Below are 21,082 nucleotides of genomic sequence, written 5' to 3' on the forward strand. Positions count from 1 at the left end.
TAAACAGAATTTGCCTGGCGGCAACAGCGCGGTGGTCCCACCTGACCCCATGCCGAACTCAGAAGTGAAACGCCGTAGCGCCGATGGTAGTGTGGGGTCTCCCCATGCGAGAGTAGGGAACTGCCAGGCATCAAATAAGTGAAAAGCCCATCCTGACGGATGGGCTTTTTGCGTTCTGCCATAATAGTTATGCCTGATCCTGCCAGTAAACACGATTATTGTACTGCTTCCCCCAGGCCCGGTAAGCGCAGCGCCACCGGGCAAAGCGAAACCAAAGCAAAAAACTATAATTTCTCCTGCCCCGCTATCCACATCTCAATAAACACCACCATTTCCCCGACATCATTCAAATTCAGTACCGGCACATCCAGCGCCAGGGGAACATCGCTGGCAACAGCAATCACATGCGCATCCAGCGTCAGTTCGCCTGGCTCATACCCCGCACCGGCTCTGAAAAGCAGAATCTTTGCGATACTCTCCTGCTTAAATCCTTCTACCAACACCAGATCCAGGGTGGAATGATCCATCCGGCTGACCAGATAAGCCAGATCCAGCGTCTTCTCCTCCGGAGTTTCCGTCATAAGCGCCCAACGCTGCTGACTGGCCACCATCGTTTGTGCGGCACCCGCCTTACGTAACTCATAACTGTCCTTTCCGGGCTTATCGATATCCATATTATGATGCGTATGCTTAATCAGGCCGGGCCGGAGACCTCGTTCACAGAGTGCAGGGATCAGTTTCTTAAGCAGCGTTGTCTTGCCAGTGCCGCTCCATGCCGCAATTGCCAGTACAGGGATCATCGTCTCTCCTGCCAGTGCGCCAGCTCTTCGGGCGTATTCACATTCACAAACGCCGCCGGGCGATCGCTAAAATCGACAGAATGCCCGCCGCTCTGCCGCAGAAACACCATTACGCGGCGCTCACCGGCCTGAAGATAGTCCTGTAGCGATGGAATAAGACGCCGATGCAGCAGCGCAATCGCCGGGTGATCGCGTTCGCCGTCATTTACCCACACTGCGGGAGATCCCTTTATCTCTGCTTTAAAACGTGACAACAGATCGTCCGGGATAGCAGGCGTATCGCAGGGGCAAAAAAGAAACCAGTCGCTGTTAATCTGCTGCATCACAGAAAGTATCCCTGCCAGCGGACCCGGGAAATCCGCCAGCGAATCCTCAATCACCGCAAGGCCGCTGACCTGGTAACTATCGAGATTACGATTCGCGCTAATCACAACGTTCTCTACCTGAGAAGACAGTTTATCGGCCACCCATTTCCACAACGGTCGCCCGTGGAGCTCAATAAGCCCCTTATCTCTGCCCCCCATCCGCGTCGATCTCCCTCCAGCCAGCACGACGCCCGTTACTGCACTATCCTGATCCACTGATATCGCCTCTTTTATTGTGGGATTGACCCTGCTAACGTGTCTTAACGAGAAGTAAGGAGCCAAGCTATGAAGTGTAAACGTCTTAACGAAGTGATTGAACTTCTTCAGCCCGCCTGGCAAAAAGAGCCGGAGCTGAACCTTATTCAATTTTTACAGAAACTGGCGACAGAGTCAGGATACGAAGGCGATCTCGCCGACCTTTCTGACGATATCCTGATCTATCACCTGAAAATGCGCGACTCCTCTAAAGATGCCGTTATTCCGGGTATCCAGAAAGATTATGAAGAGGATTTTAAAACCGCGCTTCTTCGCGCACGCGGCGTAATTAAAGAGTAAAACCTTGTAAGCGGAGCCTCCGAAAGCGCTGTGAAATGATATCCTGAATCATTCGTATTTTTTCGGATGCCAGGATGAACGACAAGGCTTTCACATTCCAGACATTACATCCGGATACCATCATGGATGCGCTGTTCGAACAGGGTATTCGGGTGGATTCCGGGCTTACGCCGCTCAATAGCTATGAAAACCGTGTCTACCAGTTTCAGGATGAAGATCGCCGCCGCTTTGTGGTCAAATTCTACCGTCCTGAACGCTGGTCTGCTGAGCAGATTCAGGAAGAACACCAGTTTGCACTGGAACTTCAGCATGATGATGTCCCCGTTGCTGCGCCGCTGAAATTTAACGATCGGACTCTGCTGACCCATCAGGGATTTTTCTATGCGATATTCCCGAGCATGGGCGGTCGTCAGTTCGAAGCGGATAACCTGGATCAGATGGAGTGGGTCGGGCGCTATCTTGGGCGTCTGCACCAGACCGGTCGTAAACACCCCTTTCAGTTCCGCCCGGCGATAGGCGTACAGGAATACCTGATCGCGCCACGGCAGATATTAGAAAACTGCACGCTGATCCCCGCCAGGCAAAAAGAGGCGTTTTTGCAGACCACCGACGCGCTGATCGACGCTGTTAATGGGCAATGGCATAATCGCTTTACGTCGCTACGTCTACACGGCGATTGTCATGCCGGCAATATTCTCTGGCGTGACGGTCCGCTGTTTGTGGATTTGGACGATGCGCGCAGCGGCCCGGCCATCCAGGATTTATGGATGCTGCTGAACGGAGACAAAGCTGAGCAGCGCATGCAGCTGGAAACCATCATTGAAGCCTATGAGGAATTCAGTGAGTTTAATTCCGATGAATTAGGACTGATTGAGCCTTTACGTGCCATGAGGCTGGTTTATTATCTGGCATGGTTGATCCGTCGCTGGGATGACCCAGCTTTTCCGGCTAACTTCCCCTGGCTTGCCGAGGAAGATTACTGGTACAGACAAAAACAAATATTCACCGAACAGATTCGGGTTCTACAAGAACCCCCTCTACAATTAACGCCAATGTATTAATGACTATATTCAGGAGAGAGTTACCAATGAAAAAAATTTGGCTGGCACTGGCAGGTATGATTCTGGCATTTTGCGCATCAGCGGCACAAATCACCGATGGCAAGGAATATATCACGCTTGATAAACCGGCCGCTGGTGAGCCACAGGTGCTGGAATTTTTCTCATTCTATTGCCCGCACTGCTATGAATTTGAAGAAGTGCTGCACGTTTCGGATACGGTTAAACAGAAGCTGCCGCAAGGCACGAAGATGACAAAATACCATGTTGAATTCCTTGGCCCCTTGGGCAAAGAGATGACGCAAGCATGGGCCGTTGCGGTAGCGCTGGGTGTGGAAGATAAAATCACCGCCCCGATGTTTAACGCGGTACAAAAAACGCAATCTGTACAATCTGTCGCCGATATTCGTAAGGTATTCGTGGATGCGGGCGTTAAAGGTGAAGAATACGACGCCGCGTGGAACAGCTTTGTGGTGAAATCGCTGGTCGCTCAGCAGGAAAAAGCCGCTGCCGATCTGCAACTCCAGGGCGTGCCTGCAATGTACGTGAATGGTAAATACCAGCTCAATCCGCAGGGTATGGACACCAGCAATATGGATGTCTTTATCCAGCAGTACGCAAACACCGTGAAGCAGCTGGTTGAGAAAAAATAACGCTGCTTTAAACGTTAAAAACGCCTGAGCGAATACCTCAGGCGTTTTTTTATGTCTGTAATAAAAAAATAGCGCAAACGCTGGACAACACGCGCATAAAAAACGATAGTGCTAAATCTTGTAACTTTTTGTTTTTATTGTATTAATTATAGCTTCCATGAATTAATGGAGCAATTTTATTAAGGATGATGAATATGAAGAAATCAACAGTTGCCGTAGGCGTAATTATCGCTCTTGGCGTGGTATGGACCGGTAGCGCATGGTATACCGGAAAACAGCTGGAAAAGAATGTTGAGGCTGTGGTTAACAAGGTAACAGCCGACACCAGTAAAAAACTGGATGCCGAAATCCATTCAACCGTTAAAGATTTCCATCGCGGTTGGTTTAGTAGCCATTTTATTCTTGATATCGCGCCGGTAAAAGGTATCACCATTGACGGGATAAAATCTAACCAGAGCTTACAATTAAACGTCGATGTTGACCATGGACCTTTCCCTCTGGCCCGTGTTAGCTCAGGAAATATTCTACCTGCTATGGCCTCAGCCAAACTGTCATTAGTTAATAATGAACTAACCAGGGCAGTATTTGACGGTGCAAAAGGGAGAAGTCCGGTAGAGGCCATCATCAATTTTGCCTGGGGCGGTGCGATTTCATCTGACATTACCTTTGCACCGGCTGAATATAAGGACCAAAACAATTCGTTAACGTTCGAAGGCGCGTCATACCATGTCGATGCTAATGCATCCATGAACGCCTTTGATTATGAGGGTAAAAGCAAAAAAATTACCTTTTCAGGTAAAAATAACATTGAAGTCGTTGTACCGGGCATGACGTTTTCGGGTCATCAAAACAAGACGCCGTTTGACTTTATGACGGGCGATCAACGGCTCGATTTTGAAAGCATCAATATTAACGCGGCTGGCAAACCTGTCGCCCGATTTGACGGTCTGAGCTTTGGTGCTAATGTCGATCTTTCCGCTGACAATAAAAAGCTGAATGCTAAAGGCGAATATGCAGTCGCCTCGTTGAGCGTTCAGGGGCAGGATTTCGGTGGAGGTAAAATCGCTATGGATCTCGCCTCATTAGATGTTGTTGCCTTTGCTGATTTCATGAAAGATTACCGACAGCTCGGTAAAGAACTTGTCGCGAGTACGCCTGCTCAGCAAATAGATCCAAACTATATCAGTAGCAAGTTAAAAGCGTTGATAGTGTCGCATGCCAGCAAGCTGAAAAAAGGCGAGCCGGAAGTGAAGTGGCTTATCAACTGGAAAAATGAGAAAGGCGAGGCCGCGTTAAATCTGGATTATCAGGCTGCTGATACCAATAAGCGATTAGATGACAGCGCAAATGAGACGGCGGCGCTGGATAGCCAGCTCAAATACGTTGCAGCTAAGCTGGTTCTACCCGTGGATATGGCTATTGAAGTGGGCAAAAAGGGTTTGATGGTCGCAGAGCATAAATCTGAAGAAAGTGCGAAAGCTAAGGCAACTCAGGGCGTTAACGGTCTGGTGGGGCTGGGGAGTATGTTTAAGCTTATTACCCTGGAAAACAATACGGTTAAAATGGACGTGCGATATAGCCAGGGTTACATCACTCTCAATGGTAAAAAAATGACCGTCGATGAATTCCGTCAGCAATATGGTCGGCTTGGCTCTCTTCATTAATCTGCTTTAATGCTTCGCTCAGGCTGCGGGTGTGAATAGCCTGAGCGAATGCGCAAAATGTGACACTACCCACACCAGACTAATAAAAAAATAGTACTTATATCCACATCGGTTAAATTACCAGCATTGATCCTGAAATAACCGCGGATCCTCAATAATCCTATGAATATAAAGAAATTTACCCACGTAAAAACTCCAGGCTTTTTCTCTTTTATACGAGCATAAAATTCTATGCACAAAGTTATCCACAGGATAACTCTGCGATCGATCCTCAGGATCGGAGATTCTTTTCGATCAATTTAAGGGAAAAATTCAAGTTTTTATCCGGTCTGTGGCATCCTTTAACCATAAACTGATAAACAGGCATGGAAATTATGGTTCAGATCTCAGAAAACCCACTCATCCTGGTTGATGGCTCATCTTACCTTTACCGGGCCTATCATGCGTTTCCTCCTCTGACCAATAGTGCCGGAGAACCGACGGGCGCAATGTACGGCGTGCTCAACATGCTGCGTAGTCTGATCATGCAGTATCAGCCTACCCACGCGGTTGTGGTCTTTGACGCTAAAGGTAAAACCTTCCGCGACGAACTGTTTGAGCATTACAAATCCCACCGTCCGCCGATGCCGGACGATCTGCGTGCGCAGATCGAACCGCTGCATGCGATGGTGAAAGCGATGGGCCTGCCGCTGATGGCGGTGTCCGGCGTCGAGGCGGATGACGTTATTGGTACGCTGGCGCGTGAAGCGGACAAAGCGGGACGTCCGGTATTGATCAGCACCGGCGATAAAGACATGGCGCAGCTGGTGACGCCAAATATCACGCTCATCAACACCATGACCAATACCATCCTCGGGCCGGAAGAAGTCGCGACCAAATACGGCGTGCCGCCAGAACTGATCATTGATTTCCTCGCTCTGATGGGCGATTCGTCAGATAACATCCCTGGCGTGCCGGGTGTCGGAGAGAAAACCGCGCAGGCATTGTTACAGGGGCTGGGTGGCCTCGATACGCTTTACGCCGAGCCGGAAAAAATAGCTGGCCTCTCCTTCCGCGGTGCGAAAACCATGGCCGCGAAGCTGGAGCAAAATAAAGAGGTGGCTTACCTCTCCTATCAGCTGGCAACCATCAAAACGGATGTCGAACTGGAGCTGACCTGCGAACAACTTGAAGTACAGCAGCCTGCGGTTGAAGAGCTGCTGGCGCTATTCAAAAAATACGAATTTAAGCGCTGGTTTACCGACGTTGAAGCGGGCAAATGGCTACAGGCGAAAGGGGCGAAACCGGCGGCAAAACCTCAGGAGACGCTGGTGGTGGAGGCGGACGTAACCCCGACGGTCGCCACATTGTCATCGGAACATTACGTCACTATTCTTGATGAAGAAACGCTGCAAAGCTGGATTGCCACGCTGAAGAAGACCCCGGTATTTGCGTTCGATACCGAAACCGACAGCCTGGATAATATCAGCGCTAACCTGGTCGGCATCTCTTTCGCCACCGAGCCGGGTGTTGCCGCCTATATCCCCGTCGCGCATGACTACCTTGACGCACCGGATCAAATTTCCCGCGAGCGAGCGCTCGAATTGCTCAAGCCGCTGCTGGAAGATGAAACGCTTTTGAAAGTGGGGCAAAACCTGAAGTTCGATCGCGGTATTTTGCAGAATTACGGCATCGAACTGCGCGGCATCGCCTTTGATACCATGCTGGAATCCTACACCCTGGACAGCGTGGTGGGTCGTCATGACATGGATTCTCTGTCCGATCGCTGGCTGAAGCATAAAACGGTCTCCTTTGAGGAAATTGCCGGGAAAGGGAAAAACCAGCTCACCTTCAATCAGATCGCGCTGGAAGAGGCCGGGCACTATGCGGCGGAGGATGCTGACGTCACGCTGCAACTGCACCTGAAAATGTGGCCGGAACTGCAACAGCACGCTGGCCCGCTCAATATCTTCCAGAACATTGAAATGCCGCTGGTGCCGGTAATTTCTCGTATTGAGCGCAACGGCGTCAAAATCGATCCGGCGGTGTTGCATAAACACTCCGGTGAAATTGCGCTACGCCTGACCGAACTTGAGCAGAAGGCGCACGACATCGCGGGCGAGCCGTTTAATCTCTCCTCGACGAAACAGCTGCAAACGATCCTGTTTGAGAAGCAGGGCATTAAGCCGCTGAAGAAAACGCCTGGCGGCGCACCGTCCACGTCGGAAGAGGTGCTGGAAGAGCTGGCGCTGGATTACCCGCTGCCGAAAGTCATCCTGGAATATCGCGGCCTGGCGAAGCTGAAATCGACCTACACCGATAAGCTGCCGCTGATGATTAACCCGAAAACCGGTCGCGTTCACACCTCCTATCACCAGGCGGTCACGGCCACGGGACGGCTTTCTTCAACCGATCCTAACCTGCAAAATATTCCGGTGCGTAATGACGAAGGCCGCCGTATCCGTCAGGCTTTTATCGCGCCGGAAGATTACGTCATTGTCTCCGCCGACTACTCGCAAATCGAACTGCGCATCATGGCGCACCTGTCGCGTGATAAGGGACTGCTGACAGCGTTTGCTGAAGGGAAAGACATTCACCGCGCCACGGCGGCGGAAGTGTTTGGCCTGCCGCTGGATCGCGTGACAAACGAGCAGCGCCGCAGTGCGAAAGCGATTAACTTCGGCCTGATCTACGGGATGAGCGCCTTCGGCCTGTCGCGCCAGCTCAACATTCCGCGTAAAGAGTCGCAGAAGTATATGGACCTCTACTTCGAGCGCTACCCTGGTGTACTGGAGTACATGGAGCGAACCCGTGCTCAGGCGAAAGAGAAAGGCTACGTGGAGACGCTGGACGGACGCCGTCTCTACCTGCCGGACATCAAATCCAGCAACGCGGCACGTCGTGCTGGCGCAGAGCGTGCGGCCATCAATGCCCCGATGCAGGGTACCGCGGCGGACATTATCAAACGCGCCATGATTGCCGTTGATGCCTGGCTGGAAACGGAAAAACCGCGCGTGCGGATGATCATGCAGGTACACGATGAGCTGGTATTTGAAGTGCATAAAGATGACGTCGCAGCCGTGTCGAAAAAGATCCATGAACTGATGGAAAACTGTACCCAGCTTGACGTGCCGTTGCTGGTGGAAGTGGATAGCGGTAAAAACTGGGATCAAGCTCACTAAGATTTGGCTGCAATAAGCGCTTTCTTGTAAGTAAGCAACATAACTTATCGCGTTTTGTGATGAACATTAGAATTCGGTATGTAAAGAATGAAAAAAAATTACAAAAAGGGCTTCGCAGGTGGCTAAAAAAAGAGTAGAGTTATTCGCGTAGGGTACAGAGGTAAGATGTTCTATCTTTCAGACCTTTTACTTCACGTAATCGGATTTGGCTGAATATTTTAGCCGCCCCGGTCAGTAATGGCCGGGGCGTTTTTTATTGGGCGAAACAAAAGAACGCGGACTACGCCGCGCCTGCTTATTCAGCGTCTTCTTCTTCAGTGACCGGAGGAAGATCGCTAAACCAGCTATCCAGCTTCTGCCGCAGTTTATCCACGCCCAGTTTCTTCAGCGACGAAAACGCTTCAACCTGCACATCGCCATTAAAGGCCAGCACCGCTTCACGAACCATATTGAGCTGCGCTTTGCGTGCGCCGCTGGCCAGTTTATCCGCTTTGGTAAGCAGCACCAGCACCTGAATATTGCTCTCCACGGCCCACTGGATCATCTGCTGATCGAGATCTTTAAGCGGATGACGGATATCCATCAGGATCACCACGCCCTGCAAACACTGGCGTTTTTCCAGATATTCGCCGAGCGCGCGCTGCCACTTAATTTTCATCTCTTCAGGGACTTCGGCATAGCCATAGCCCGGAAGGTCAACCAGACGCTTGCCCTCAGCCACTTCAAACAGGTTAATCAGCTGGGTACGACCCGGCGTCTTGGAAGTTCGCGCGAGGTTTTTCTGGTTGGTCAGCGTATTCAGGGCGCTCGATTTGCCCGCGTTGGAGCGGCCAGCGAAAGCCACTTCTATGCCGGTATCGCCGGGAAGATGGCGAATATCCGGTGCACTGGTAACAAAGTGCGTTTGTTGATAATTAAAACTTGTCAAAATGGCCGTCTCCGTTAATTCAGGCGTTGGCGGCGATTATACCCGATCAACGGAAAAAGACTGTTTTTTCGGCTGGGTAGCGGCCATGTAAGCAAAAGCCATACGCTTTGTGAGACATTGACCATAATCCTTATGGGAGATTGCTGGCGCGTTTCCCTAAGCTAAATTTTTTTATCGCTATAAATCATAGAGTTAGTTTTTAAGTTTTTTCCGATTACCCTTTCTTACGTCTCGCTGTACCTTGTATACCCATCACAGTACGGTAAAGTGTGACTCACAGGCGAGGACGCCAGCAGGATTGATGACTCAGGATGAGGGTCAGGAGCGCCAGGAGGCGAAGACGCAGGATTGTCAGGAAGACAGACGTCCGGAGACGTTTTACAAGGAAAGGGAACTGCAACATGGATTGTTCCAGCTAAGGGATAAACAGGGTTGGTTGTAAGCAAACAGGGATTGTGGAGCCCCTTGAGGGTGTGAGTCAGGAAAAAAGGCGACAGAGTAATCTGTCGCCTTTTTTCTTTGCTTGCTTTCTGTTAGATTCCGCCTCAATTCTATACTAAAGAAAACGGCTTAAAGATCTCAGATTATGAAAAAACCAGCATCGGCACCGCGCAGTAAAGTCCGCCGCAAAACGCGTGAAGAGTTGAATCAGGAAGCGCGCGCGCTCAAGCGCAAGAAAAAGCACCGTGGTCACTCGGCGGGCAGCCGCGCAACCGGCAGTGAAAGCGCCTCCGGCGGCAAAGGCCAGAAACAGCAAAAAGATCCGCGTATTGGCAGTAAGACACCGATTCCGCTGGGCGTTACCGACGCGCCAGTCACCAGGCAGCACAAACCAAAGAGCGAGAAACCTATGCTTTCACCGCAGGATGAGCTGGATATGCTGGAGAACGATGAGCGCCTGGACGCGCTGCTGGAACGTCTGGAAGAGGGAGAAGCCCTGACTGCTGAAGAGCAAACCTGGGTCGATGCCAAACTGGACCGTATTGACGAACTGATGCAGAAACTCGGCCTCTCTTACGATGATGATGAAGAGGATGAGGACGAGGAAGAAAAGCAGGAAGATATGATGCGCCTGCTGAAAGGCGGAAAGTAACGTTTGCACCAGGCCGGGCTGCCCGTCCTGCTTCTACTCCTTCCGGTTATATGTTATCTGGGGTGGTTATTCGTTAAACTACAGCGGTTGTCGCGGCGTCAACGTTGGCTGCGCAACCGGCTGGTAACGAAAAACGGTGTCCGGCCGGTATACCGTACCCGCCGTCGGCATCATCGGAAGGAGTGAGCATGTCTGAGCAGTTAATCGACTGGGATCTGGCCCTGATCCAAAAATATAACTATTCCGGGCCGCGTTATACCTCTTATCCCACCGCGCTGGAGTTTTCCGAAGACTTCGGCGAGGCGGAGTTTCTCAGCGCCGTGGCGCGCTATCCTGAGCGGCCGCTGTCGCTCTATGTCCATATCCCCTTTTGCCATAAGCTCTGCTATTTCTGCGGGTGCAACAAAATTGTCACTCGCCAGCAGCATAAAGCCGATCAGTACCTCGACGCGCTGGAACAGGAAATTCTCCATCGCGCGCCGCGGTTTGCTGGCCGGCAGGTTAGCCAGTTGCACTGGGGCGGCGGCACGCCAACTTACCTGAATAAAGCGCAAATCAGCCGCCTGATGACGCTATTGCGAGCGAATTTCGCCTTCAATGACGACGCGGAAATCTCGATCGAAGTCGATCCACGTGAAATAGCGCTGGATGTGCTCGATCATTTACGCGCCGAAGGCTTTAACCGTCTGAGCATGGGCGTGCAGGACTTCAACAAAGACGTTCAGCGGCTGGTTAACCGCGAGCAGGATGAAGATTTTATCTTTGCGCTGCTCAACCACGCCCGGGATATCGGTTTTACCTCGACCAATATCGACTTAATCTACGGTCTGCCGAAGCAAACGCCGGAAAGCTTCGCTTTTACGCTTAAGCGCGTGGCGGAGCTTAACCCTGACCGGCTCAGCGTGTTTAACTATGCGCATCTGCCGACCCTGTTTGCTGCCCAGCGCAAAATCAAAGATACCGACCTGCCGACAGCGCAGCAGAAGCTGGATATTTTGCAGGAAACCATCGCCTCGCTGACCGCTGACGGCTACCAGTTTATCGGCATGGATCACTTTGCCCGTCCCGATAACGAACTGGCGGTCGCCCAGCGTGAGGGCATTCTGCATCGTAACTTCCAGGGCTATACCACCCAGGGCGATACCGATTTGCTGGGGATGGGCGTTTCGGCCATCAGCATGATCGGCGACTGCTATGCGCAGAACCAGAAAGAGCTGAAGCGCTATTATCAGCAGGTCGATGAGCAGGGCAACGCGCTGTGGCGTGGGATTGCCTTAACGCGTGATGATTGCATCCGCCGCGATGTCATTAAGACGCTGATTTGTAATTTCCGCCTGGATACGCAAGCCATCGAAGCCCAGTGGGATCTCGACTTTAACGACTACTTTGCCGAAGACCTTAAGTTGCTGGCCCCGCTGGCGAAGGATGGGCTGGTGGACGTTAATGAAAAGGCCATTCAGGTCACCGCCAGGGGCCGCCTGCTGATCCGTAATATCTGCATGTGCTTTGACGCTTATCTGCGCCAGAAAGCGCGTATGCAGCAATTCTCACGGGTAATTTAAATCGAGTTCCGCATAGTCAGGGAATACGGTGCGGAATAATCGACGAATCAACGCCACGATGTCTTCATCGCTTCTGGCGGCGGAAAAGTTGTAGATTAGCGAAAAACTCATCTCCAGAAAAAAGGCGATGTCCTCTTTCGTTGCGTGTTCCAGAAACCAGCTTTCAAAAATAGTGCGCATCGCCTGATAGCGCGGCTGCTGGTGTTTTTCGTTTAGCTGACTGGCAATGTCGGGATGTTCCAGCGCCAGGCCAATCATCACTCTGGCGACGGCAGTGCGGTGAAATTTACGCATCTCAATAACGCGGGCAATAAACTGCGCGTAAAAGTCGCGCTGGTTGCCGGCATCGTATTCCAGCACCGGAAGCGCTTCGCTGGCGTGACGCAGAAAGGCCTCGCAGAAAATCGCCTCTTTGCCCGGCCACCATTTGTAGATAGTGGTCTTGCTGACGCCCGCCTGGCGGGCCAGCTGCTCAACATTGATGCGGGCGAAGCTGACGCCGTCTTCAACCAGCGTCAGCATCGCGGTGAGAATGGAAATCCGCACGCTGTCGTCCCGCCTGCGGCCTCGTTTTATCTGCACGTCGTTTTCCCCGCTTTCGTTTTGCCAGTGAGTATAAGAAAGCGGGAAGGGATCAGAAAGGGGTATCGCTGCCTACGTAGCAACGGATCGCCTGCGCCTCGAAATGCGCTTTCATCGCCAGCAGCGCATTCTGGGTGAGCGACCCGGTATGCGCGAAGTCATACTGACGACTTAACTGGGTATATTTTGATGCGCCCAGCCGATGAAACGGTAATAAATTCACTTCCGTCAGGCCAGCCTGTTGCAGAAAACGCGCGGTGGCCTGCATGTTCTGGTCATCATCGTTAAAGCCAGGAATGACCGGCACGCGTGGGATCAGGCGAAACGCGTCGCGATGCTGTGCCATCTTCACGATATTTTCGAGGATCAGCGTATTGGATACGCCGGTGCCTTCACGGTGGCGGGCGTCGTCCATATGTTTGATATCGACAAAGACCCAGTCGGTGTGTTTAAGCACCTCCTGATAATGGCTCCACGACGCGTAGCCGGAGGTCTCTATGGCCGTGTGGATGTAGTTACGGTGGCACTGTTCAAGAAAGCGGGCGGCGAATTTATACTGGGTCATCATTTCGCCGCCGCCGAGGGTGATGCCGCCGCCGCTGCCCCAGAAGCGCCGGTCGCGTTCTATCTTGCGCATCAGCGCTTCCTGAGTGTAATACTTCCCGGCGATACCCAGCGCCGAGTCATAGCAATACTCCACGCAACGGAGCGATTCACACTGCTGGCAGCGCGCGCGATCGAAGGCAATCGCGCCGCCCTGCGTAATAGCGATGGCCTGTTCCGGACACTGCTCCACGCAGTTATAGCAGCGCTGACAGCTATCCTCGCGGAACATCACCTCCCGGTTGCGGCACTCTCCCTCCGGGTTGCTGCACCAGGTACAGCTCAGCGGGCAGCCTTTGAAAAAAATTAGCGTCCTTCCGCCCGGACCATCGTGAACGGAAAAACCCTGAATATCAAAAATCAGCGCGACGTCTTCATTGGTTTTCATGGCAGTGGTCGTCCGTGGCAAGCGGGGCCGTTTTTGGCCCCGCACAGGGTTTAGCTCAACGGCTGGAATTTCTCGCAGGCGTTCATCGTCGGGTAGACCATTTTCTCATGGCACTGGCCGACGAATTCCGTTCCGGCTTTCACGCAGTAGCTCTGGCAGAACTTGCACTGGTTTTTACGCACAAAGGCCTGACAGCTCTTCACTGGTGAATCCAGCAGAATGCGCTGCTGAGAGTGTTCGCAGGTGCCTTTAAATACATCAAACGGCGCGCATTTCTGGCAGTCGTTGCAGGTATATTCCATGGTCATTTAAATTTCCTCATACTCGGTGCGGGAAATGATTTCATCCTGAATAGGTTTGGATAACTCAACCCAGTACTGCGTAAAGCCGGCGACACGCACCATCAGATCGCGATAGTTACCGGGGTTTTCCTGAGCGTCTTTCAGCATCCGCGAATCGACGATATTGAACTGGATGTGGTAGCCACCCTTGTCCATATAAGCGCGGATCAGCTCCTGAAGTTTTTTCGACCCCTGCACGCCTTTAATCGCTGACGGATGGATCTTGGTATTCAGCTGGGTGTTCATAAAGTCGGAGTGATCGATGCAGGTCGCCGAGTTAAAGACGGCATACGGGCCGCTCACGTCGGTACCCGGATAAGGCGACTGCGCGCCGTCGGCCAGCGTCAGGCCGGTCAGACGACCGTCCGGCGAGGCAACACAGGCTTGCCCCAGCGGGCCGTGGGTGGTGACGGACAACATACATGGCACCCACGGACGGCCAAAAATATCGTTCACTTCCGGCACGATATCGCGGAAATATTCCACGATGTCTTTATAGATATCATCGACATAAGGCTCATCGTTACCGAACTTCGGCGCGCTCATGCACAGGGAGTGAATACGCGCCCATTCATTGCTGACGCGTTTTTGATCGAACATCGAATAGTTGCCGGTTTCCGCCACGCTCTGATAGCCGAAGTTATGCTCCAGCGCGGTTTTCAGATCGCCCAGCGTAAATTTCTGCTCGTCGAAAATATTACGCTTAATGGAGGCCAGCGAGTTGGTCAGGTTGACCTGGCCGGAGATCCAGGTGGTAAAGCAGCGGTTATAGCGGCTGCCGCCACGGTCGATATCCAGGCCGGACTCAATACAATCGGCCATTAATGCGGAGTAGAAAATCGGGTTGTCCACATCGTAGGTAGAGGCTGACTTGATATTAAACATCTCTTCAAACAGCACTACCACTTCGCGGAAATAGTGTTTGAACTGACTCATTACCTGCTCAAAGCTGTCCAGCGGCAGGCCGTGAGCCTCAAATACACGGGTCCCGGTGCGCGGATCGACGCCGTCCCACAGCACCAGTTCGAGGATTTTTGGCATATTGATAAAGCCGACGCCGGTGGAGCTGTAAGAGCCTGCGCCGAGTTCGCCGTTGACCAGCGCGCCGGGCTGAATTTCCAGGCAGCCACCAATGGTCCAGGAACGCGCATCCTCGAGGGAAATTTTTTCCTCGCCGAAGGTTTTCATCAGATATTCAATGGCGACGCGGTTATTCACCCACGCCGGGAAGCCGGAGCCGGTCTTATTACACTCGACCGCCTTCAGCACGAATTTGTCGCTGAGCTTGCTATCGTAGAGCATGGACAGCGTCGGCTGCGGGGTGGAGCAGCGCATCGTCGCTTCCATAATCAGCTCTTCAAGCTCGTTCTCTGCGGAAGCGCCGTTCGGCTTCAGGCCACCGATGCCGACGTTGTTAAAGGTGCTGCCTGCCAACAGACCGATGGTGCCGACCGCCATTGCCAGGTCGATACCGGTGAATTTGACGCGCATACATTCGAGGATTTCCAGCGTCTCTTCGCGGGTGATGCGACCCTCTTTAATGTCTTTCTCCCAGAAGGGGTAGAGCACCTGGCCGATACGCCCCGGCGAGATCCCGGAACCCTGAATTTCGTTTAGCACCGCGATATGGCAGGTCCACATCAGTTGGGTGGCTTCGAGGAAGGTGCGCGGCGGATTCTCGACGATCCACGCCAGCCGCCCGGCCATATCGGTCAGCTCCTGGCGTACCGTGGCATCCTGTTCAATCGCTGCCATGCGCAGCGCTTCTTTGGCGTAACTGGCAATCCATGCCTGCACGCCCTCAATCACCAGAATCGTGCCCTGCCAGAAGGCGAGGCTGTCCGGCGAACCGCCGGTGTTTTCAGCAATCTTGCGACGGCATTTTTCCAGCATGCCCTTAAAGCCACACTGTAGTGGATACTGGAAGTTGACCACGTTACGGCCATGACGCACCGACGTTTCCAGGTCCGAGCACATCAGCACCGCTTTTTTCATATTGAGGTACTGCTCGAAACGCGGGTGCATCGCCGCCCACATAAACGATGAGTCCTCAACGGATTTGTTTTTCCAGTAGCGGCACAGCTCAACGATGACCGGATATTCTTCGCGGCGCACGCCAAAGCGTCTGGAAATCGACAGCACGTTGCCCACGCTTTCGGTGACGTTGCCGCCGCCTTCCGCCACGATAGTCACTTCTTCCAGGCTTTTCGTCGCCGCCTTCGCGGATTCGGTTTCCATCTGCTCCGCGCTGTTGAGCGGGTAGCGGTTGGAGGTCCACGGCATAATATAGGCCCCGCGCACGTAGCGGGTTTTCTGCATCGCCAGCAGTTCGCCGCGGGTGATCATCGGCGTGAGGTGTTCAAAGCCGCACTTTAGCGCCATGGAGCGGCGCAGCATCGGATGATGGCCTTCCGCTTCGATCCATTTCTGCGTGTACCAGTATGTAAACTCGGTATCCAGCGACACTTTCGCTTCGTAATAATCGTCGAGTAACTTTTTCGCCCGTGCGGAACCGGTGACTTTAATTTCGCGGTCTGTCACCTCTTCGGGCGCTTTACCGTACTGAAAACTGAGGGGGAGAGATCCCTGATTAAGCTGTTCTGAATCCAACATTACCTTGTACTCCTTATGATAGGGCTGAGCGATTTCCGACAGGAAAACGGCTCATGGCGGTAACGTTATCGCGCAAAAAATAATTAGTAAACGATCCGTTCAGTAATTGATTTGTTGTTTGACCAGACGCAAAAATTTTCGCAATTACCAATATGAGTAAGAATGATTTGCGTTATTGATTTTGCGCAGAGAGACAGAGAGAAGGGCGAGGAGGAGTCCTCAGCAATTCACAGGCCTGTGCAAGCGCAGCGCCGCCAGGCATAATTCCACGGTATGACGCTTGCCAGCAATCTGACGCCTTCCTCAAAAGAGATGAGGAAGGCGTTCGGAAATTAACTTAAGAAATTCACCAGCGCCGCGCACAGCACCGCCGCAATCGCCGTTTGGGGCGAATGGCTTGCCGCTGCGCCAGCTTCGACGCTGCCCGACACAATATGAATTAATGATTCCAGCATGATGGCTCTCCCGTGTTACCGGGTCAGATCATACTCAACTCATCGGCACAGTAAAGTACAAAAATGCAGCAATTTGCGCTATATGATCCATTTTTACACAACGCCGGGCCGCTATTCCATGCCCAGCTCTTTCAGCTTGCGGGTCAGGGTGTTCCGTCCCCAGCCGAGCAGCCGCGCCGCCTCCTGTTTATGCCCCTGCGTATGGCGCAACGCGGTAGTTAACAGCGTGCGCTCCAGCTCAGGCTGCGCTTCGGAGAGCAGATCCTGATGCCCGGAACGCAGGGCGCGATCGGCCCACTGCGCCAGCAAGGTTGCCCAGCTATCCGGATGCGTTTGTGACGGGCTATCCGGAACGCTGGTTTCAAAGAGTTCACCCGGCAGATCCTGAATCAGCACCTCCTGCCCGGCGGCCATGACGGTCAGCCAGCGGCAGGTATTCTCCAGCTGGCGCACGTTACCCTGCCAGGCCAGCCGCGTAAGTGCGGCTTCCGTTTCCGGGTGAAGCTGTTTGGTCTCAACCCCCAGTTCGCGCGCGGCGACCTGAAGAAAGTGACGTGCCAGGCGCGGAATATCTTCCCGCCGCTCGCGCAACGGCGGCAGATGCACGCGGATCACGTTCAGACGGTGGAACAGGTCCTCACGAAATTTCCCCTCCTGCACGCGCAGCTCCAGATTCTGATGGGTAGCCGCGATAATTCGCACGTCCACTTTTACCGGCGCGTAGCCGCCGACCCGGTAAAACTGACCGTCCGCCAGCACGCGTAACAGTCGGGTCTGCACGTCCAGCGGCATGTCGCCGATTTCATCAAGAAACAGCGTGCCGCCGTCCGCCTGTTCAAAACGCCCCTGACGAATAGTATTCGCGCCGGTAAACGCGCCTTTTTCATGCCCGAACAGTTCGGACTCGATCAAATCTTTCGGGATCGCCGCCATATTCAGCGCGATAAACGGCGCTTTCGCCCTCGGGCTATGGCGGTGCAGGGCATGAGCCACCAGCTCTTTCCCGGTCCCCGATTCGCCGTTAATCAGCACGCTTATTGATGACCGGGAGAGACGCCCGATAATACGAAACACATCCTGCATCGCCGGCGCTTCGCCGATAATATCCGTCGTCGGACCGTTCACCTGCACGTTACGCGGCTGCTGCTGTTCCTGATAATGGCTGATAGCGCGCTCGACCAGCGCCACCGCTTCGTCAATATCAAAGGGTTTGGGCAGATAATCAAACGCGCCCTGCTGGTAGGCGCTCACCGCGGCGTCCAGATCGGAGTGGGCGGTCATTATGATGACCGGAAGCATCGGGTGGCGCTGTTTAATCTGTTTTAACAGCGCCAGGCCGTCCATGCCCGGCATGCGGATGTCAGAAAGCAGGACGTCCGGCGTTTTGCTCGCCAGTGCGTCCAGCACCTCGCTGCCGCTTTCATACGTGATGCAGCTCAATCCGGCACCGGTCAGCGCGCGTTCAAGCACCCAACGGATGGAGCTATCGTCATCGACTACCCAGACTATCCCTCGTTGCATAAACTCACGCCTCTATTTTTTGATGGGCAGGAACACCGAAAACTCGGTATGACCCGGCCAACTGGTAAATTCAATTTTTCCACAATGCTGGTCGATCAAACTGCGGGCGATGGATAAACCCAGCCCCGTTCCCCCTTCGCGCCCGCTGACCATCGGATAAAACAGCGTGTCCTGAAGATGCGAAGGAATGCCCGGACCGTTATCTTCCACATCAATCCGCGCCGCCAGACGATAGCGCACGCCGTGCAGCGTCAACTGGAACGCCGTACGCGTGCGCAGGATAATTTCTCCGCCTTGCGGCCCCAGCGCCTGTAACGCATTGCGTACCACGTTCAATAACACCTGCTCAATCTGGTCGGGATCGTGCGGCAGCTCCGGCAGGCTGGGATCGTAATCGCGCACCAGCTTGACGTTATCCGGCAGCTCCATTGAGACCAGCTTCACCACGCGCTCGGCGACTTTGTGAATGCTTTCTGTGACGTGTAGTCCAGGCTGCTGCGGTCCCAGCAGACGGTCCACCAGATTACGCAGACGGTCGGCCTGCTCAATAATGACATTGGTATATTCCGTCAGCGACGGATCGGGCAGCGCTTTACTCAGCAATTGCGCCGCGCCGCGCAGCCCGCCTAACGGGTTTTTAATCTCATGGGCCAGTCCACGGACCAGATCGCGAGCGGCGACCTGCTGCGCATGCTGTAGCTGCTCCTGGCTCAGACGGCGCTGATTATCCATCGGGGCCATCTCCAGCAGGATCATGCCGTCCGGCAGACGCTGTGCCGTCAGTGAGAGAATATGCGAGCGCCCGTCGATCACCAGCGTGACTTCGTTATCGGTAAACCCCTGCCCGGCGCGCAGACTTTCCTGCATCAGCCCGACATTGAGAGAGAAATAGCTCAACAGCTCCGGCAAGGGTGTACCGAATAATTTACGCGAGCTTTGCGCCAGCAACTGCTGCGCCGCCGGATTCGCGTAATGGACCGCCAGATCGTCATCGACCAGCAGGATGCTGTTAATTAATGAGTTGAGGATCTGCCCAGCATCGGGCAGCACGCCGGTTGCCATGTAGCAGTCTCCTTAGTGTGCACCAAATGAGTGCAGTATAAGCGTAAGTGGATGAAACAGGCGGTTTTAGTGGAGAAAAAAGCCCATCTGGAGATGGGCTAAAAATTTCCACGGCAACTAACAAATAAGCGTCAGATTACACGCTGTAGTACAGCTCAAACTCTACAGGGTGCGGCGTCATGCGCACACGGTCGTTTTCTTCACGGCGCAGGGCGATATATGCATCAATCGCTTCGTCGGTGAACACGCCACCTGCGGTCAGGAACTCGCGGTCCAGATCCAGCTCGTTGAGGGCTTCTTCCAGAGAGCCTGCAACCTGTGGGATCTCTTTCGCTTCTTCCGGCGGCAGGTCGTACAGGTTTTTGTCCATAGCTTCGCCAGGGTGGATCTTGTTCTTAATACCGTCAAGACCCGCCATCAGCAGGGCTGCAAAGCACAGGTACGGGTTCGCTGCCGGGTCCGGGAAGCGCACTTCGATACGACGCGCTTTCGGAGAAGCAACCACCGGAATACGGATAGAGGCAGAACGGTTACGGGCTGAGTAAGCCAGCATAACCGGTGCTTCATAGCCCGGGACCAGACGCTTATAGGAGTTGGTCGTCGGGTTGGATAGGGCGTTGATGGCTTTCGCGTGTTTAATCACACCACCGATGTAGAACAGCGCCTGCTCGGACAGACCGGCATATTTGTCGCCAGAGAACAGGTTGGTGCCGTTTTTGGACAGCGACATGTGGCAGTGCATACCGGAACCGTTATCGCCGAACATCGGTTTTGGCATAAAGGTCGCGGTTTTACCGAAACGGTGCGCGACGTTATGCACAACGTATTTGTAGATCTGAATTTCGTCCGCTTTCTTGGTCATGGTGTTAAAGCGGGTCGCGATTTCGTTCTGACCAGCGGTAGCCACTTCGTGGTGATGCGCTTCAACCACCAGGCCCATCTCTTCCATGATCAAACACATGGTAGAGCGGATGTCCTGTGAAGAATCCACCGGCGGAACCGGGAAATAACCGCCTTTCACGCCAGGACGGTGACCTTTGTTACCGCCTTCGTATTTGGTGGTGGAGTTCCAGGCACCTTCGATATCATCGATAGCGACATGGGAACCGGAAATCGACGCGCCGAAGCGGATGTCATCAAACAGAAAGAACTCAGGTTCTGGCCCGAACAGCACGGTATCGGCAATACCGGTAGAGCGCAGGTACTCTTCCGCACGTTTCGCGATGGAACGCGGGTCGCGGTCATAGCCTTGCAGTGTGCCCGGCTCCAGAATATCGCAGCGAATAATCAGGGTAGATTCTTCGTAGAACGGGTCAATGAGCGCGGTAGAGGAATCCGGCATCAGCACCATGTCTGATTCGTTAATGCCTTTCCAGCCACCAATCGAGGAGCCATCAAACATTTTGCCTTCTTCAAAGAATTCGGCATTTACCTGATGCGCAGGAATCGTGACGTGCTGTTCTTTACCTTTGGTATCGGTGAAGCGCAAATCGACAAACTTCACTTCGTGTTCATTCAGCATCGTCAAAACGTGTTCAGCGGACATACTTTAACTCTCCCCGGATTCGGTCATTGTCGTCGTGGTAACGAGGTATTCAAACGGCCTGACTGGCGTTATCGTGTTAAAAAAGATAAAGCGAAATCCGTGCCAACTTTCAAATTCCCCCCAAAAGGCGCT

Annotated in this window: 19 protein-coding genes and 1 rRNA gene; 9 read left to right on the forward strand and 11 right to left on the reverse strand. The window is 53.3% G+C overall.

Going from position 1 to position 21,082, the window contains the following annotated elements; translation table 11 throughout:
• The first annotated feature begins 13 nt into the window (after window positions 1-13).
• Window positions 14-129 (forward strand): 5S ribosomal RNA (gene rrf, locus INT84_RS22290).
• Between the two features lie 155 nt (window positions 130-284).
• Here the strand turns inward: rrf and mobB are convergent.
• Window positions 285-800 carry a molybdopterin-guanine dinucleotide biosynthesis protein MobB gene (gene mobB, locus INT84_RS22295; protein WP_370529700.1) on the reverse strand — a complete coding sequence of 172 codons (516 nt, stop codon included), beginning with the start codon at window positions 798-800 and terminating at the stop codon, window positions 285-287.
• A complete protein-coding gene (mobA, locus tag INT84_RS22300) occupies window positions 797-1,381 on the reverse strand; it encodes a molybdenum cofactor guanylyltransferase MobA (RefSeq protein ID WP_194208516.1) in 585 nt (194 codons plus the stop codon). Before mobA ends, mobB begins: the two co-directional genes overlap by 4 nt.
• 69 nt (window positions 1,382-1,450) lie before the next feature.
• Here mobA and INT84_RS22305 point away from each other — a divergent pair, with 69 nt between their 5' ends.
• The 5 genes from INT84_RS22305 to polA all read left to right on the forward strand — a co-directional run bounded on the left by INT84_RS22305 (window position 1,451) and on the right by polA (window position 8,256).
• The gene (locus INT84_RS22305; protein WP_176919570.1) at window positions 1,451-1,720 is read left to right on the forward strand and encodes a YihD family protein; all 270 of its coding nucleotides are present in this window, start codon (window positions 1,451-1,453) and stop codon (window positions 1,718-1,720) included.
• Window positions 1,721-1,794: 74 nt separating this feature from the next.
• The gene (locus INT84_RS22310) at window positions 1,795-2,781 is read left to right on the forward strand and encodes a serine/threonine protein kinase (protein WP_194208517.1); all 987 of its coding nucleotides are present in this window, start codon (window positions 1,795-1,797) and stop codon (window positions 2,779-2,781) included.
• A 26-nt stretch (window positions 2,782-2,807) separates the two neighbouring features.
• Window positions 2,808-3,431 (forward strand): thiol:disulfide interchange protein DsbA, encoded by a 624-nt coding sequence (gene dsbA, locus INT84_RS22315; protein WP_194208518.1) that lies wholly within the window; start codon window positions 2,808-2,810, stop codon window positions 3,429-3,431.
• A 194-nt stretch (window positions 3,432-3,625) separates the two neighbouring features.
• Window positions 3,626-5,095, forward strand: coding sequence for a YdgA family protein (locus tag INT84_RS22320; protein ID WP_194208519.1), 1,470 nt, complete (start codon window positions 3,626-3,628; stop codon window positions 5,093-5,095).
• Between the two features lie 374 nt (window positions 5,096-5,469).
• A complete protein-coding gene (gene polA / locus INT84_RS22325) occupies window positions 5,470-8,256 on the forward strand; it encodes a DNA polymerase I (protein WP_194208520.1) in 2,787 nt (928 codons plus the stop codon).
• A gap of 295 nt (window positions 8,257-8,551) precedes the next feature.
• Here the strand turns inward: polA and yihA are convergent, their stop codons facing one another.
• Window positions 8,552-9,184: a ribosome biogenesis GTP-binding protein YihA/YsxC gene (gene yihA, locus INT84_RS22330; RefSeq protein ID WP_176919575.1), complete on the reverse strand. Its 633-nt coding sequence runs from the start codon at window positions 9,182-9,184 to the stop codon at window positions 8,552-8,554.
• Window positions 9,185-9,485: 301 nt separating this feature from the next.
• Here yihA and INT84_RS24500 point away from each other — a divergent pair, with 301 nt between their 5' ends.
• The 3 genes from INT84_RS24500 to hemN all read left to right on the forward strand — a co-directional run bounded on the left by INT84_RS24500 (window position 9,486) and on the right by hemN (window position 11,839).
• Window positions 9,486-9,626 carry a hypothetical protein gene (locus tag INT84_RS24500; RefSeq protein WP_370529701.1) on the forward strand — a complete coding sequence of 47 codons (141 nt, stop codon included), beginning with the start codon at window positions 9,486-9,488 and terminating at the stop codon, window positions 9,624-9,626.
• 144 nt (window positions 9,627-9,770) lie between these two features.
• Window positions 9,771-10,277, forward strand: coding sequence for a Der GTPase-activating protein YihI (gene yihI, locus INT84_RS22335; RefSeq protein ID WP_194208521.1), 507 nt, complete (start codon window positions 9,771-9,773; stop codon window positions 10,275-10,277).
• 188 nt (window positions 10,278-10,465) lie between these two features.
• Entirely contained in the window at window positions 10,466-11,839 is a 1,374-nt protein-coding gene (gene hemN, locus INT84_RS22340) for an oxygen-independent coproporphyrinogen III oxidase (RefSeq protein WP_194208522.1), read from the forward strand.
• Here hemN and INT84_RS22345 read toward each other — a convergent pair.
• From INT84_RS22345 to glnA, 8 genes are all read right to left on the reverse strand, one after another.
• Window positions 11,825-12,421 carry a TetR/AcrR family transcriptional regulator gene (locus INT84_RS22345; protein ID WP_176919578.1) on the reverse strand — a complete coding sequence of 199 codons (597 nt, stop codon included), beginning with the start codon at window positions 12,419-12,421 and terminating at the stop codon, window positions 11,825-11,827. The genes hemN and INT84_RS22345 overlap by 15 nt on opposite strands.
• Before the next feature lie 52 nt (window positions 12,422-12,473).
• The gene (locus INT84_RS22350; protein ID WP_194208523.1) at window positions 12,474-13,412 is read right to left on the reverse strand and encodes a glycyl-radical enzyme activating protein; all 939 of its coding nucleotides are present in this window, start codon (window positions 13,410-13,412) and stop codon (window positions 12,474-12,476) included.
• Between the two features lie 50 nt (window positions 13,413-13,462).
• Entirely contained in the window at window positions 13,463-13,720 is a 258-nt protein-coding gene (locus INT84_RS22355) for a hypothetical protein (RefSeq protein WP_194208524.1), read from the reverse strand.
• A complete protein-coding gene (locus INT84_RS22360; protein WP_194208525.1) occupies window positions 13,721-16,366 on the reverse strand; it encodes a pyruvate formate lyase family protein in 2,646 nt (881 codons plus the stop codon).
• Window positions 16,367-16,698: 332 nt separating this feature from the next.
• Window positions 16,699-16,821: a YshB family small membrane protein gene (locus INT84_RS22365; protein ID WP_139156240.1), complete on the reverse strand. Its 123-nt coding sequence runs from the start codon at window positions 16,819-16,821 to the stop codon at window positions 16,699-16,701.
• 111 nt (window positions 16,822-16,932) lie between these two features.
• Window positions 16,933-18,342 (reverse strand): nitrogen regulation protein NR(I), encoded by a 1,410-nt coding sequence (gene glnG, locus INT84_RS22370; protein ID WP_194208526.1) that lies wholly within the window; start codon window positions 18,340-18,342, stop codon window positions 16,933-16,935.
• Window positions 18,343-18,354: 12 nt separating this feature from the next.
• A complete protein-coding gene (gene glnL / locus INT84_RS22375; RefSeq protein WP_194208527.1) occupies window positions 18,355-19,404 on the reverse strand; it encodes a nitrogen regulation protein NR(II) in 1,050 nt (349 codons plus the stop codon).
• Between the two features lie 136 nt (window positions 19,405-19,540).
• A complete protein-coding gene (gene glnA / locus INT84_RS22380) occupies window positions 19,541-20,950 on the reverse strand; it encodes a glutamate--ammonia ligase (RefSeq protein WP_194208528.1) in 1,410 nt (469 codons plus the stop codon).
• Window positions 20,951-21,082 lie beyond the last annotated feature (132 nt).

The organism is Superficieibacter sp. 1612_C1 (genome assembly GCF_015234305.1).
GTDB lineage: Bacteria > Pseudomonadota > Gammaproteobacteria > Enterobacterales > Enterobacteriaceae > Superficieibacter.